14 protein-coding genes are annotated in these 14,656 nt (G+C 73.3%); 13 read left to right on the forward strand and 1 reads right to left on the reverse strand.

Annotated elements, in window-relative coordinates; genetic code table 11:
• Positions 1 to 36: 36 nt before the first annotated feature.
• The 13 genes from GA0070561_RS17755 to GA0070561_RS17815 all read left to right on the forward strand — a co-directional run bounded on the left by GA0070561_RS17755 (position 37) and on the right by GA0070561_RS17815 (position 13,669).
• A complete protein-coding gene (locus GA0070561_RS17755; RefSeq protein WP_091401908.1) occupies positions 37 to 1,311 on the forward strand; it encodes an adenosylmethionine--8-amino-7-oxononanoate transaminase in 1,275 nt (424 codons plus the stop codon).
• A 73-nt stretch (positions 1,312 to 1,384) separates the two neighbouring features.
• Positions 1,385 to 2,221, forward strand: coding sequence for an orotidine-5'-phosphate decarboxylase (pyrF, locus tag GA0070561_RS17760; protein WP_091401910.1), 837 nt, complete (start codon positions 1,385 to 1,387; stop codon positions 2,219 to 2,221).
• A gap of 178 nt (positions 2,222 to 2,399) precedes the next feature.
• Positions 2,400 to 2,717, forward strand: a complete 318-nt coding sequence (gene mihF, locus GA0070561_RS17765) for an integration host factor, actinobacterial type (protein ID WP_030335662.1) — start codon at positions 2,400 to 2,402, stop codon at positions 2,715 to 2,717.
• A gap of 25 nt (positions 2,718 to 2,742) precedes the next feature.
• Positions 2,743 to 3,276 (forward strand): nucleoside/nucleotide kinase family protein, encoded by a 534-nt coding sequence (locus GA0070561_RS17770; RefSeq protein ID WP_091401912.1) that lies wholly within the window; start codon positions 2,743 to 2,745, stop codon positions 3,274 to 3,276.
• Between the two features lie 64 nt (positions 3,277 to 3,340).
• A complete protein-coding gene (rpoZ, locus tag GA0070561_RS17775; RefSeq protein WP_030335666.1) occupies positions 3,341 to 3,604 on the forward strand; it encodes a DNA-directed RNA polymerase subunit omega in 264 nt (87 codons plus the stop codon).
• 14 nt (positions 3,605 to 3,618) lie between these two features.
• Entirely contained in the window at positions 3,619 to 4,827 is a 1,209-nt protein-coding gene (gene coaBC, locus GA0070561_RS17780; RefSeq protein WP_091401914.1) for a bifunctional phosphopantothenoylcysteine decarboxylase/phosphopantothenate--cysteine ligase CoaBC, read from the forward strand.
• Between the two features lie 87 nt (positions 4,828 to 4,914).
• The gene (metK, locus tag GA0070561_RS17785) at positions 4,915 to 6,108 is read left to right on the forward strand and encodes a methionine adenosyltransferase (protein WP_091401916.1); all 1,194 of its coding nucleotides are present in this window, start codon (positions 4,915 to 4,917) and stop codon (positions 6,106 to 6,108) included.
• Positions 6,105 to 8,078 (forward strand): primosomal protein N', encoded by a 1,974-nt coding sequence (locus GA0070561_RS17790; RefSeq protein WP_091402244.1) that lies wholly within the window; start codon positions 6,105 to 6,107, stop codon positions 8,076 to 8,078. The genes metK and GA0070561_RS17790 overlap by 4 nt, the downstream gene beginning before the upstream one ends.
• Before the next feature lie 238 nt (positions 8,079 to 8,316).
• Positions 8,317 to 9,300 (forward strand): AAA family ATPase, encoded by a 984-nt coding sequence (locus GA0070561_RS17795; protein WP_091401918.1) that lies wholly within the window; start codon positions 8,317 to 8,319, stop codon positions 9,298 to 9,300.
• Positions 9,301 to 9,432: 132 nt separating this feature from the next.
• Positions 9,433 to 10,701 (forward strand): cytochrome P450, encoded by a 1,269-nt coding sequence (locus tag GA0070561_RS17800; protein ID WP_091401919.1) that lies wholly within the window; start codon positions 9,433 to 9,435, stop codon positions 10,699 to 10,701.
• A 45-nt stretch (positions 10,702 to 10,746) separates the two neighbouring features.
• Positions 10,747 to 11,304 carry a peptide deformylase gene (gene def, locus GA0070561_RS17805; RefSeq protein WP_091401921.1) on the forward strand — a complete coding sequence of 186 codons (558 nt, stop codon included), beginning with the start codon at positions 10,747 to 10,749 and terminating at the stop codon, positions 11,302 to 11,304.
• A gap of 5 nt (positions 11,305 to 11,309) precedes the next feature.
• Positions 11,310 to 12,236 (forward strand): methionyl-tRNA formyltransferase, encoded by a 927-nt coding sequence (gene fmt / locus GA0070561_RS17810; protein ID WP_091401923.1) that lies wholly within the window; start codon positions 11,310 to 11,312, stop codon positions 12,234 to 12,236.
• On the forward strand, positions 12,191 to 13,669 hold the full coding sequence (locus GA0070561_RS17815) for an RsmB/NOP family class I SAM-dependent RNA methyltransferase (RefSeq protein WP_091401924.1): 1,479 nt from the start codon (positions 12,191 to 12,193) through the stop codon (positions 13,667 to 13,669). Before fmt ends, GA0070561_RS17815 begins: the two co-directional genes overlap by 46 nt.
• Positions 13,670 to 13,724: 55 nt before the next feature.
• Here the strand turns inward: GA0070561_RS17815 and GA0070561_RS17820 are convergent, their stop codons facing one another.
• The gene (locus tag GA0070561_RS17820; RefSeq protein ID WP_091402246.1) at positions 13,725 to 14,615 is read right to left on the reverse strand and encodes a septum formation family protein; all 891 of its coding nucleotides are present in this window, start codon (positions 14,613 to 14,615) and stop codon (positions 13,725 to 13,727) included.
• Between the last annotated feature and the right edge of the window lie 41 nt (positions 14,616 to 14,656).

Here is a 14,656-nt window from a genome sequence, read left to right on the forward strand (position 1 = left end):
CGCCGTCCGGACCGTTTGAGGCGCAGAGGAGTACGCGTGACACCCGAGGAGATCCTGGCCGCTGACCGGGCGCACGTCTGGCACCCGTACGCCGCGCTGCCGCCGGCCAACCCGCCCTACGTGGTGCGCGGCGCCGAGGGGGTACGGCTCACCCTGGCCGACGGGCGGAAGCTGGTGGACGGGATGTCGTCCTGGTGGGCGGCGATCCACGGGTACCGGCACCCGGTGCTGGACGCGGCGGTGACCGACCAGCTCGGCCGGATGAGCCACGTGATGTTCGGCGGGCTCACCCACGAGCCGGCGGTGCAGCTGGCCCGGACCCTGGTCGAGCTGACCCCGGACGGCCTGGAGCACGTGTTCCTGGCCGACTCCGGCTCGGTCAGCGTCGAGGTGGCGGTGAAGATGTGCCTGCAGTACCAGCGGGCCGTCGGGCGGCCGCAGCGGCGCCGGCTGGCGACCTGGCGGGGTGGCTACCACGGCGACACCTTCCATCCGATGAGCGTCTGCGACCCGGAGGGCGGGATGCACCACCTGTGGGGCGACGTGCTGCCCCGGCAGGTGTTCGCTCCGGTGCCGCCGGGCGGCTTCACCGACCCGCCCGACGACGCGTACGTGGCGGCGCTGGTGGAGACGGTCGAGCGGTACGCCGACGAGTTGGCCGCCGTGATCGTCGAGCCCGTCGTCCAGGGCGCCGGCGGGATGCGCTTCCACCACCCGGGTTACCTGCGGGTGCTGCGCGAGGTGACCCGTGCGCACGGAATTCTGCTGATCTTCGACGAGATCGCCACCGGGTTCGGCCGTACCGGCGAGATGTTCGCCGCCGAGCACGCCGGTGTGACGCCGGACGTGCTCTGCGTGGGCAAGGCGCTGACCGGTGGGTACCTGACCCTCGCGGCGACCCTGTGCACCGCGGAGGTCGCCCGGGGCATCTCGGCGGCCGGCGTGCTGGCGCACGGGCCCACGTTCATGGGCAACCCGCTGGCCTGCGCGGTGGCGAACGCCTCCATCGGGCTGCTGCGGGCCGGAGACTGGGCCGGCCAGGTCGCCAGGGTCGGCGCCGGCCTGCGCGCCGGTCTGGAGCCCCTGCGCGGCACGCCGGGCGTGGCCGACGTGCGGGTCCTCGGCGCGATCGGCGTGGTGCAGCTCGATCACGAGGTCGACCTCGGCGCGGCGACCGCGGCCGCCGTCGCCCAGGGGGTGTGGCTGCGTCCGTTCCGCGACCTGATCTACACGATGCCGCCGTACGTCACCGACGACGCCGACCTGGCCCGGATCGCGACCGGGGTGGCGGCGGCGGTGGCGGCTGGCTGAGTCGGCCCGGCCACCGGGTCGACGGGTTACCCGGGCGGGTCGGCCGCCCGGACGAGAAGAGGGGAACACTCCGATGGAGAGCTTCGGCACCCGGCTGCACCGGGCGATCACCGAGCGGGGCCCACTCTGTGTGGGCATCGACCCGCATCCCGGTCTGCTGGCCCAGTGGGGCCTCCCGGACGACGTTCAGGGGCTCGACCGGTTCAGCCGGACCGTGGTGGAAGCCCTCGGTGACCGGGTTGCGGTAGTCAAGCCTCAGTCGGCCTTTTTCGAGCGGTTCGGGTCCCGAGGTGTGGCGATTCTTGAGTCAACTATCCGACAGTTACGAGATGCCGGCTCGCTCGTTCTGCTCGACGTCAAGCGCGGCGACATCGGTTCGACGGTGAGCGCGTACGCCGCCGCGTACCTTGATCCATCCAGCCCCGTGTATGTCGACGCGGTCACCGCGAGCCCCTACCTCGGGGTCGGTTCGCTGGCGCCGATGTTCGAGCTGGCCGCCGAGCACGGCGGCGGCGTGTTCGTGTTGGCGCTCACCTCCAACCCCGAGGGCGCGGCCGTGCAGCGGGCCGTCACGGCCGACGGCCGCACCGTGGCGCAAACCGTGATCGACGAGATTTCCCAGCTCAACAGGGGTGCGTCCCCGCTCGGGAGCTTCGGTCTGGTGGTCGGCGCGACCATCGGTGACACCGGTCACGACCTCTCCGGTGTGGGCGGCCCACTGCTCGCTCCGGGGCTCGGCGCGCAGGGTGCCGGTGCAGCCGATCTGCGTACCGTCTTCGGTTCGAGCCTCGCCTCGGTGCTCCCGTCGTACTCCCGGGAAGTGCTCTCGGCAGGCCCTGATGTGGCCGCGCTGCGGGCCGCCGCGGACCGCGTGTTGGTCGACTGTCGGGCCGTCCTGCCTGCCCGGTGACTGACTGACGGGTCGGTCACTCTACGGTGATCATGCGGCCCCCACGTTGCCGAAAGCTCCGTTGGCCGCTAGTTTTCCCCGCGCTGGGAACCATGGACCCCTTGGTTCACAGCGACACCACGTTTCACAGATGCGGCGGTGCGCCCCGCCCGCCGCGATAGGGACCTGAGGAGAACTGGTGCCGCTCCCGTCACTGACCCCCGAACAACGCGCTGCCGCGCTCGAGAAGGCCGCGGAGATCCGCAAGGCCCGTGCTCAGCTGAAGGAGCAGCTCAAGCAGGGCAAGACCACCCTCGGTGCTGTCCTCGAGCGGGCCGAGAGCGACGACGTCGTTGGCAAGCTCAAGGTGTCGGCCGTCCTGCAGGCCATGCCGGGCATCGGCAAGATCCGGGCTACCCAGATCATGGAGAAGCTCAAGATCGCCGACAGCCGTCGCCTGCGTGGCCTCGGCGAGCAGCAGCGCAAGGCACTGCTTGGAGAGTTCGCCGCCAACTGAACCTGGCAGCGTGTAGAAACAAGCAGTGAGCACGGATGACGAGGCGCGCCCGGCGGCTCGGCTCACTGTCCTGGCTGGACCTTCGGGTTCCGGCAGGGAGAGTGTCGTCGAGCTCGTCCGGGCGCGTTCTCCGTCCGTGTGGATCCCGGTCGCGGCAACCACCAGGCCGCGCCGGGAGTCGGAGATCGACGGGGTGGACCGCGTCTTCCTCGCCCCCGCCGAGTTCGATAGACGGATCGTCGACGGCGAGCTGCTGGAGTGGTCCCGGATCGGTTCGCACCGCCGGGGCACCCCGTACCCCCCGCTGCGCGCCCGGCTCGACGCCGGGCAGCCGGTGCTGCTTCCGCTCGACCTGCGCGGCGCCCGACTGGTCCGGGCGCGCCTGCCCGATGCCCGGCTGGTGTTGCTGAGCCCACCCGGGTACGCGCCCGACGCCACGGTGGCCGCCACCGTCGAGCACACGCTGACCCACGACCACACCGAACGGGTGGTCGAGGAGCTGGTAGGCTTACTCGGTTCTTCTTATCCGGATCCGGCCTGGTTACGCGTGCGTGGCTGACGGTCGGCCGCCGTTGAGACTCAGCACCGCGTCCGCGCGGCTCGAAAGACGCAGAGGTTAATTCGTGGGATCCATCGCCAACCCCGAAGGCATCACCAACCCGCCGATCGACGAGCTCCTCGAGAAGACGACGTCGAAGTACGCGCTGGTCATCTTCGCCGCCAAGCGCGCGCGCCAGGTCAACGCCTACTACAGCCAGCTCGGTGAGGGCCTGCTGGAGTACGTCGGCCCGCTCGTCGAGACCACCCCCCAGGAGAAGCCCCTCTCCATCGCCATGCGCGAGATCAACTCGGGCCTGCTCACCGCCGAGCCGACCGACCAGCCGTAAGCCCCCGCTGGCCGATGTCCGCCTCGATCGTCCTCGGGGTCGGTGGCGGCATCGCCGCCTACAAGGCGTGCGAGCTGCTGCGACTCTTCACCGAATCCGGTCACCGGGTCCGGGTCGTGCCAACCGCGTCGGCGCTCCGCTTCGTTGGAGCGCCGACCTGGGCCGCGCTCTCCGGTCAACCGGTCGCCGACGACGTCTGGACCGACGTCCACGAGGTGCCGCACGTCCGGCTCGGTAAGCAGGCCGACCTGGTGGTGGTCGCCCCGACCACCACCGACCTGCTCGCCAAGGCCGCCCACGGCCTCGCCGACGACCTGCTGACCAACACCCTGCTGACCGCCCGCTGCCCGGTCCTGCTGGCCCCGGCCATGCACACCGAGATGTGGGAGCACCCCGCCACAGTGGCCAACGTGGCCACGTTGCGCTCCCGGGGGGTCCGGGTCATCGAGCCCGCCGTCGGCCGGCTCACCGGCGCCGACACCGGCAAGGGTCGGCTGCCCGACCCGGCGGAGATCTTCGCCGTCGCCGGCCGGCTCCTGGCCCGAGGCGACTCCGCCCCCGCCGACCTGGCCGGTCGCCGGGTGGTCGTCACGGCCGGTGGCACCCGCGAGCCCCTCGACCCGGTGCGTTTCCTGGGCAACCGCTCGTCGGGCAAGCAGGGGTACGCGTTCGCCCGCGCGGCGGTCGCCCGGGGTGCCCGGGTCACAGTGATCTCGGCCAACGTCGGCCTCGCCGACCCGGCCGGGGTCGACCTGATCCGGGTGGGCACCACCGCCGAGTTGCGGGAGGCGACCGTCAAGGCCGCCGCCGAGGCCGACGCGGTGGTGATGGCGGCGGCTCCGGCCGATTTCCGGCCCGCGACGTACGCGACTGGCAAAATCAAGAAGTCGGACGACGGTGTCGCACCCACCATCGAGCTCGTCACGAACCCGGACATCGCGGCGGAGCTCGGCCAGCGCAAACGACCAGGGCAGGTGCTGGTGGTGTTCGCCGCCGAGACCGGCGATGCCGAGGCCAACGGCCGGGCGAAACTCGCCCGGAAGCGGGCCGACCTGATCGTGGTCAACGAGGTCGGTCCGGACCTGGTCTTCGGTGCCGACACCAACACGGTGACGGTCATCGGCGCGGACGGTTCGGTCAGCCGGCTGCCCGAGCAGGCCAAGGAAGCTGTGGCCGACGCCGTCTGGGATCTCGTCGTGGCGCGGCTGCCCGGCCGCTCCTGACGGGTGGAACACGGCTCGACCGATCCCGACACCGGCCGCAGTGGTGATTAGACTGCCGCGGAACGACCTCATACGCTTAGGAGTGCCGTGACACGCCGTCTCTTCACGTCCGAATCGGTCACGGAAGGCCACCCGGACAAGATCGCTGACCAGATCAGCGATGGCATCCTCGACGCGCTGCTGACCGAGGATCCCCACAGCCGCGTGGCCGTGGAGACCATGATCACCACCGGTCAGGTGCACATCGCCGGTGAGGTGACCACCAAGGCGTACGCCGACATCCCGACGATCGTCCGCCGGACCATCCTCGACATCGGCTACGACTCGTCGAAGAAGGGCTTCGACGGTGCCTCCTGCGGGGTCAGCGTCTCCATCGGCGCGCAGTCCGAGGACATCGCGCAGGGTGTGGACAATGCCTTCGAGCTGCGCACCGGGGCGTCGGAGAGCGCGCTGGACGCGCAGGGCGCCGGCGACCAGGGCATGATGTTCGGCTTCGCCTGCTCGGAGACGCCCGAGCTGATGCCGCTGCCGATCGCGCTCGCGCACCGGCTGGCCCGCCGCCTCTCGGCGGTGCGCAAGGACGGCACGATCCCGTACCTGCGGCCGGACGGCAAGACCCAGGTCACCATCGAGTACGAGGGGCTGCGCCCGGTCCGGCTGAACACCGTTGTCGTGTCCAGCCAGCACGCCGCCGACATCTCGCTGGACTCGCTGCTCACCCCGGACGTGCGCGACCACGTGATCGCCCCGGAGCTGGAGAGCCTCGGCCTGGACACCGACGGTTACCGGCTGCTGGTCAACCCGACCGGCCGATTCGAGATCGGCGGCCCGATGGGCGACGCCGGGCTGACCGGCCGGAAGATCATCGTCGACACCTACGGCGGGTACGCCCGCCACGGTGGCGGCGCGTTCTCCGGCAAGGACCCGTCCAAGGTGGACCGCTCGGCCGCGTACGCGATGCGCTGGGTGGCCAAGAACGTGGTCGCCGCCGGCCTGGCCGAGCGGTGCGAGGCGCAGGTCGCCTACGCCATCGGCAAGGCGCACCCGGTGAGCCTGTTCATCGAGACGTTCGGCACCGAGACCGTGCCCGTCTCCTCGATCGAGAAGGCCGTCACCGAGGTGTTCGACCTGCGTCCGGCCGCGATCATCCGGGACCTCAACCTGCTCCGCCCGATCTACCAGCAGACCGCCGCGTACGGCCACTTCGGCCGGGAACTGCCGGACCTGACCTGGGAGAGCACCGACCGGGCCGCCGACCTCAAGTCGGCCGCGGGAGCCTGACCGCCACCACGCGCAGCGACCGGCGACCCGCGGATGGGTCGCCGGTCGCGCGCGTCTGCGTGGACGTCGGACTGGCGCACCTGGACCGGCCTTTCGACTACCTGGTGCCGGCGGAGTTGGACGAGGTGGCAGTGCCCGGTACCCGGGTGAAGGTGCGCTTCGCCGGGCAACTCGTCGACGGGTGGTTGCTGTCACGCGCCGACGACTCCGGGCACACCGGCCGCCTCGCGTACCTGGAGAAGGTGGTCTCCCCGGAGCCGGTGCTGGCCCCCGAGATCGCCCGGCTGGCCCGGGCGGTCGCCGACCGGTACGCGGGCAGCCTCGCCGACGTGCTCCGGCTCGCCGTGCCACCCCGGCACGCCCGGGTGGAGAAGGAGCCCCACGACGAGCAGCCCAGCCCGGCGGCCCCCACCGAGGCGGTCGACCCACGCGGGTGGCGCGACTACCCGACCGGCCCGGCCCTGCTGCGGGCGCTCACCGACGGCCGGGCGCCCCGCGCGGTCTGGTCGGCGCTGCCCGGTGAGGACTGGGCGGCCCGTTACGCCGACGCGGTGGCGGCCACCGTCGCCGGTGGGCGCGGCGCGGTGGTCGTGGTGCCCGACGCGCGTGACCTCGACCGCCTCGACGCCGCGCTCACCGGCGTGCTCGGCCCGGGACGGCACGTCAGCCTCTCCGCCGCGCTCGGCCCGGCCCGGCGGTACCGGGCCTTCCTCGCCGCTCGCCGTGGCCAGGTGCCGGTGGTGATCGGCACCCGGGCGGCGATGTTCGCCCCGGTGGCCCGGCTCGGCCTCGTCGCCGTCTGGGACGACGGTGACGACCTGCACTCCGAGCCCCGGGCGCCCTACCCGCACGCCCGCGACGTGCTGCTCACCCGCGCCCACCTCGCCGAGGCCGGTGCGCTGGTCGGCGGGTACGCCCGGACGGCCGAGGCGCAGCTGCTGGTGGAGACCGGCTGGGCCCCGGAGGTGGTCGCCGACCGGGCCACCGTGCGGGCGCGGATCCCGGCCATCGCGCCGACCGGGGACGACCCGCAACTGGCCCGGGACCCCGGGGCCGCCACCGCCCGGCTGCCCAGCCTGGCCTGGACGGCTGCCCGCGACGCGCTCCGCCAGGACCTGCCGGTGCTGGTGCAGGTGCCCCGCCGCGGCTACCTCCCGTCGATCTCCTGCGCCGAGTGCCGCACCCCGGCCCGCTGCGCGCACTGCGCCGGCCCGCTCGCGCTGCCCTCGGCCGGCGGCACCCCGGCCTGCCGGTGGTGCGCCCGGGTGGCGGCCGCGTACGCCTGCCCGGAGTGCGGTGGGCGGCGACTGCGGGCCGCGGTGACCGGCGCCCGGCGGACCGCCGAGGAGCTGGGCCGGGCGTTCCCCGATGTGCCGGTGCGCACCTCGGGGCGCGAGGAGGTGCTGACCGACGTGCCCGGCGGCGCGGCCCTGGTGGTGGCCACCCCGGGCGCCGAGCCGGTCGCCGAGGGCGGCTACGGCGCGGTGCTGCTGCTCGACTCGTGGGCTCTGCTCACCCGGGCCGACCTGCGCGCCGGCGAGGAGGCGTTGCGCCGCTGGCTGGCGGCGGCGGCGCTGGCCCGTCCGGCGCCGGCCGGTCGGGTGGTGGTGGTCGCCGACGGCGCGCTCGCCCCCGTGCAGGCGCTGCTGCGCTGGGACGCCGGCTGGTTCGCCGGTCGGGAGCTGGCCGAGCGCCGCGAGCTGGGCTTCCCGCCGGCCGTGCGGATGGCGAGCGTCACCGGAGCGGCCGAGGCGGTGGCGGACCTGCTGGCCGCGGCCCGGCTGCCGGACGACGCCGAGGTGCTCGGGCCGGTGCCTGCCGAGGAGGGCCGGGAGCGGATGTTGGTCCGGGTGCCCCGGGCTCGGGCCGCCGCGCTCGCCGAGGCGTTGCACTCGGCCGCCGGCGTCCGGGCCGCTCGCAAGGCCGCCGATCCCGTTCGTCTCCAGGTCGATCCGCTGAGCCTGTTCTGAGGCGTTTCGGCCGGTGCCGATGGTCGCGGACCTCGCCTGCTGCCGGTGGCCCTCGCACACCGCGTCCGGCAAAGCGGTGGCGCCCGAGTGGTAGCATCGCCCGTCATGCCAAGGCGTACGACGGGCTCCAGGTCGCGAGGGGGCGTCAGCGGCGCCGAGCTGGAGCCGTGGCGGGAACGCGTCGGTCGGGCGCGAGGTCGATGATGTCAATGAGCCGGTGATCAGGGGTGGACCAGTCGTGACCGTTGGACAATCGATCGTCTTCAACGGCGACCTCGGCAGCGGCAAGAGCACCGTGTCGGTCGAGATCGCCAAGCGGCTCGGCATGCGCCGGGTCAGCGTGGGGGACCTCTACCGAGAGATGGCGCAGCAGCGGCAGATGACCGCGCTGCAGCTCAACCTGCACGCCGAGCTCGACCAGGCCGTCGACGGCTACGTCGACCAGCTCCAGCGGGACATCGCCGCCTCCGGTGAGCGCCTCGTCATGGACTCCCGGCTGGCCTGGCACTTCTTCACCGACGCGCTCAAGGTGCACATGATCACCGAGCCGGGCGAGGCGGCCCGCCGGGTGCTCGCCCGCCCCTCCGGGCCGGCGGAGAGCTACGCCTCCCTGGAGGAGGCCAAGGCCAAGCTGCGGGAGCGCAGCGCGAGCGAGCGCAGCCGGTTCATCATCCGTTACGGGGTGGACAAGGCCCGGCTGCGCAACTATGACCTGATCTGTGACACCACCCGGGCGTCCGCCGCCGAGGTGATCGAGCACATCGTGGCCGCGTACGAGGGCACGCTCGGCGCCGAGGTGCTGCGCGACGCGCCGCCGCTGCTGCTGCTGGACCCGGCCCGGGTCTACCCGACCGAGGACATCGCCACCCTGCGCGGTCTGTGGGACACCGACTTCGTCGGTGGGGTGGCCGAGGCCGGCGACGAGGCCCTCGAACCGCTGAAGATCGGGTTCACCGGCGAGTACTTCTTCGTCGTCGACGGCCACCGCCGCCTCAGCGCCGCCCTGCAGAACGGGTTCTCGATGGTCCCCGCCCAGTTGGTCGCCGAGGTCGACGAGCCGGTCGTGGGTGGGATGACCGCGATCGACTACTTCGCCAACCAGGTGCGCCCCGGCCTGATCTACGACTGGGAGGCGGCTCACAAGATCCAACTGCCGCTGCCCGAGCCCGCGCTGCTCCGCGGCGACGCGGTGCTCGCGGGGGACCCGGGCGCCAGCGTCTGACGGGTCTGTCCGCCGCGCCGGGCGCAGCCCCGGACGGGGCCGGCCCGCGCCGACGCCGCCACGACGGGGACTGCCGGGAGCGGCCGACACCGGGATGATGGGGTCTCCGACGCATCGACGGGGAGGCCGGTCATGGACGCTGCCGAGGCGCTCACACTGCTCATGTCGCCGCAGGGGCGGGTCGACCCGTACCCGACCTACGAGCGGCTGCGCGCGCACGGACCGGTGGTGCAGGCCATGCCGGGCCTCTACGTGGTGACCGGTTATCCGGAGGTCGACGAACTGCTCCGCGATCCCCGCCTCGGGGTGCTGGACGATGCGCTGCGTGACCAGGTCTGGCCGAACTGGCGGGAGAGCCCGGCGGTGTCGTCGATCGCCCGGTCGATGCTGCGGACCAACCCGCCCGACCACAGTCGGATGCGTCGGCTCGCCTCCGGCGCGTTCAGCCCGCGCCGGGTCGCCGGGATGCGCGACGTGGTGCGCGTCCAGGCCGAGGAACTGCTCGACTCGATGGTGGCAAAGGCCCAGGACGGCGCACCGGTCGACGTTCTGGCCGACTTCGCGTACCCCCTGCCGGTGGGCGTGATCTGCGCGCTGCTCGGTGTGCCGGCGGCGGATCGGCCGCTGTTCCGCCGCTGGGCCGGTGACCTGACCGGGGTGCTGGAGCCGGAGATCACCCCCGAGGAGTTGACCGTCGCCGACGCGGGCGCCACCGAGCTGCGCGACTACTTCGTCGAGCTGATCGTCGCCCGGCGGCGAGCGCCGGCCGACGACCTGACCACGGCGCTGGTCCAGGTGCACGACGCCGACGGCGACCGGCTCACCGGCCACGAACTGCTGGCGAATCTGGTGGTGCTGCTGGTGGCCGGCTTCGAGACCACCACCAACCTGCTCGGCAACGGTCTCGTCGTGCTGCTGGGTCACCCGGAGGCCGCCGCCGCGCTGCGCGCCGATCCGGGCCTTGCCCCGGCGTACGTCGAGGAGCTGCTGCGCTACGACTCTCCGGTGCAGCTGACCACCCGGAACAGCACCGCGCCGGTGCGCTGCGGCGGGCTCGACCTGCCGTCCGGCAGCACGACGCTGCTGCTGCTCGGCGCGGCAAACCGGGACCCGCGCCGGTTCCCCGACCCGCAGCGCTTCGACCCGACCCGTGCGCAGGCGCACCCGCTCTCCTTCGGCGCCGGTCCGCACTACTGTCTCGGCGCCGGCCTGGCCCGGCTGGAGGCGCAGCTGGCCTTTCCGTTGCTGCTGCGCCGCCTGCCCGAGTTGGCTCTGGCCGAGCCGCCCCGGCACCGGACCCGGCTGACCCTGCGCGGCTACGAGAGCCTGCCGGTGACGCTGGGCACACCGGCGGTGGTTGAGCGAGGTGCGCCGCCCGGTGTCCGGCCGGGCACTCCGTAGACTGGTACGGCACCGCTCGTCCACCCGAAGAAGGAGCCGTCCCGCGTGACCGTCCAGCCCATCCGTCTGTTTGGGGATCCGGTGCTGCGCACGCCGGCCGATCCGGTGGTCGACTTCGATGCCGAGCTACGTCGGCTCGTCGCCGACCTCACCGACACGATGCGTGAGCAGAACGGCGCCGGCCTGGCCGCGCCGCAGCTCGGTGTGAGCCTGCGGGTGTTCACCTTCGACGTCGACGACGTCCTCGGGCACCTGATCAACCCGGTGCTGGAGTTCCCCGACGAGGAGGAGCAGGACGGCCCGGAGGGCTGCCTGTCGATCCCCGGGCTCTACTTCGACACCAAGCGTCGGCAGAACGTCGTCGCCAAGGGCTTCAGCTCGTTCGGCGACCCGATGCAGATCGTCGGCACCGGCCTGATGGCGCGCTGCGTGCAGCACGAGACCGACCACCTCGACGGGGTGCTCTTCCTGGACCGACTGGACCCCGAGGGGCGCAAGGAAGCCATGAAGGCGATCCGCCAGGCCGAGTGGTACGACGCCGCGGCCCCGCCCACTGTCAAGCTCAGCCCGCACATCAGCGACCCCTTCGGTCTGGGGCGCTGACCCGGATGCGCGTGATCTTCGCCGGTACGCCGGCCGTCGCCGTTCCCGCCCTGGCCGCCGTCGCCGCCTCCCGACACGAGCTGGTGGCCGTGGTCACCCGGCCGGACGCGCCCGCCGGGCGTGGGCGGGGCCTGTCCCGCTCGCCGGTCGGGGCGTGGGCCGACGAGCACGGCGTCGAGGTGCTCACGCCGGCCCGCCCCCGTGACCCGGAGTTCCTCGACCGGCTGCGCGAGCTGGAGCCGGCCTGCGTGCCGGTGGTCGCCTACGGCGCGCTGGTGCCGCCGGCGGCTCTGGAGATCCCCCGGTACGGCTGGATCAACCTGCACTTCTCCCTGCTGCCCGCGTGGCGTGGCGCCGCGCCCGTGCAGCACGCCGTGCTGCACGGTGACGAGCTGACCGGGGCCAGCGTCTTCCAACTGGAGGAGGGTCTGGACACCGGCCCGGTCTACGGCACGCTGACCGACGAGATCCGCGCCACCGACACCTCCGGTGACCTGCTGGGGCGGCTCGCCGATTCCGGTGCCGGGCTGCTGGTGGCGGTGCTCGACGCGATCGCCGACGGCACCGCCCGCGCCGAGCCGCAGCCGGCCGACGGGGTGTCGCTGGCGCCGAAGCTGACAGTGGACGACGCGCGGGTGCGCTGGGGCGACCCGGCCTTCGCCGTGGACCGACGGATCCGGGCCTGCACGCCCGCGCCGGGCGGCTGGACCACGTTCCGCGACGAGCGGGTGAAGCTCGGCCCGGTCGTCCCGGTGCCCGACGGCCCCGAGCTGAAGCCGGGGGAGTTGCTGGTGGAGAAGTCCCGGGTGCTGGTCGGCACGGCGACCGTGCCGGTACGTCTCGGTGAGGTCCGCGCCGCGGGCAAGCGGGCGATGGACGCGACCGACTGGGCGCGCGGCGTCCGGGTCGGCACAGGAGAGGACTTCGCGTGACGGCACCGGAGGGAACCCGACCGACGCGCTCCGGCCCGTCGACCGGCCGTGGCGGGGATCGCCGCCCGGTCCGACCACCGCTGGACCGACCGCGCCGCGCCGCGTACGAGGCGGTGGCGGCGGTGCACCGCGACGACGCGTTCGCCAACCTGGTGCTGCCCATCATCCTGCGGGAGGAGGGGCTGTTCGGCCGGGACGCGGCCTTCGCCACCGAGCTGACCTACGGCACCCTGCGCCACCTGGGCACGTTGGACGCGATCCTGACCGACGCGGCCGGCCGGGACGTGGCCCGGATCGACCCGCCGGTACGCGACGCGCTGCGGCTCGGGGCGTACCAACTGCTGCACACCCGGGTGCCGGCGCACGCCGCGGTCTCGTCGACGGTGGACCTGGTCCGTTCGGTCGCACCGGGCGCTACCGGTTTCGCCAACGCGGTACTGCGCGAGGTGTCCAGCCGTGACGCGGACGCCTGGGTGGCGAAGCTCGCTCCACCGATGGAGGCCGACCCGGTCGGGCACCTCGCGTTGGCGTACAGCCACCCGCAGTGGATCGTGCGGGCCTTCTCCGAGGCGCTCGGCGGCGATCTGGGTGAGACGGAGCGCCTCCTGATCGAGGACAATGAGCGCCCGCCGGTGCACCTGTGCGCCCGGCCCGGCCTGATCGACCCGGTCGAGCTCGCCGACCAGGTCGGCGGTGCCCCCGGTGCCTTCTCGCCGTACGCCGTCTATCTTCCCGGCGGGTCGCCGGGCGACATCCCGGCGGTGGTCGACGGCCGGGCCCATGTCCAGGACGAGGGCTCCCAGCTGGTGGCCACCGCGCTCGCCGACGCGCCGCTGGACGGCCCGGACGGACGCTGGCTGGACCTGTGCGCCGGCCCGGGTGGCAAGGCCGGGTTGCTGGGCGCGCTGGCCGCGCAGCGGGGTGCCCGGGTGACCGCGGTGGAGGTGGCCGAGCACCGCGCCCGGCTGGTCTCCCTGGCGACCCGGGACCTGCCGGTGGCCGTGCTGACCATGGACGGCCGTGAGGTCGGCGGCGACCCGAAACTGCCGGAGCAGGACTTCGACCGGGTGCTGGTCGACGCACCGTGCACCGGGCTGGGGTCGCTGCGTCGTCGGCCGGAGTCGCGCTGGCGTCGTCAACCGTCCGACCTGCCGCCGCTGACCCGGTTGCAACGGGAACTGCTCGGCGCGGCGCTGCGGGCGGTCCGTCCGGGTGGCCTGGTCGCCTATGTCACCTGTTCGCCGCACACCGTCGAGACGCACGTGACGGTGACCGAGGCGGCCCGCCGCAGCGGGGTCGCGGTGGACTTCGTGGACGCCCGCCCGCTGCTGCCGGCCGGCATGCCCGGTCTCGGTGACGGTCCGACCGTGCAGCTCTGGCCACACCGCCACGGCACCGACGCGATGTTCCTCGCCGTCCTGCGCCGAGGCTGATCCGTTCCACGCGTCCGGCCGGTCGGTGACCCGACTGGCCGGACGCGGTGACGCCCTAGGTGACCGGGAGGCCCTTGGTGCCGGCGTTCTTCATGGAGCGGGTCAGGTTCCGGTCGGAGATCCAGAGGAAGCACTGCACGCCCCGGTTCCCGTTGCGCCACTCCTCCTCGTAGGGCTGGTAGTAGATCGTGCCGGCGCGGAAGTCGAGCTGGGAGTTGTCCGGGACCTTGGCGTACTTGGCGATCATCGTCTGGCAGGCCCGGTGGGTCCGCTTGGTGCTGCGGGTGAACTGGGCGTAGCTGGTGTCCGGCGCCTGCCAGACGCCGACGAACTCGGCGTGGTGCTTGGCGGTGCAGGAGACCGGGACCATCTCGTCGATGTCGTCCTTGACCAGCTTCGGGTTGAAGCAGCGGTACGCCAGCGGGGCCGCCCCGGACAGCGCGCCTCGGAGGCTGCCGGTGCGCAGGTCGACAGCGGTGTCGTCGATGCTGGCGATCTCGGTGACGTCGCAGCGGTACCAGCGGGCTCCGCCCGACCAGGCCTGCGGCGACGGCAGCACGACGGTCAGGCCGAGGCGCCCGGAACGCCAGTCGGCTCCCACCGCCTTGTTGACCGCCGTGTCGCACCCGGTCTGCGCGGCCCGCATGCCGGCCGAGCCGGGCTGTGGGGGCGTGCCGCCGTCGGCGCCCGGGCCGGTGAGGGTGCCGACGTGCATGGTCTCCACCCGGTGCGCCTCGGTGCACGCTGTCGGGTTGTAGCCGGTCAGGAAGCCGACCTGCTGGGAGCTCTGGTGGCAGACGTCGGCAGCGGGCACGAACTGCTGCGCTGCGACGGGCGCCGGCCAGTCGTCGATGAGGTCACGGTCGATCCCGGCGGGTGCGCCGCACCCGGCCAGTGCCAGGGCCAGCGCCCCACCCCCGGCGAACGCCGCCAGCCACCGTCGCATCCCGACCTCCCGCCGCTGCTGGCCCCCGACCGGACCCAGCC

It is taken from the genome of Micromonospora saelicesensis (assembly GCF_900091575.1).
Classification (GTDB): Bacteria; Actinomycetota; Actinomycetes; order Mycobacteriales; family Micromonosporaceae; genus Micromonospora; species Micromonospora saelicesensis.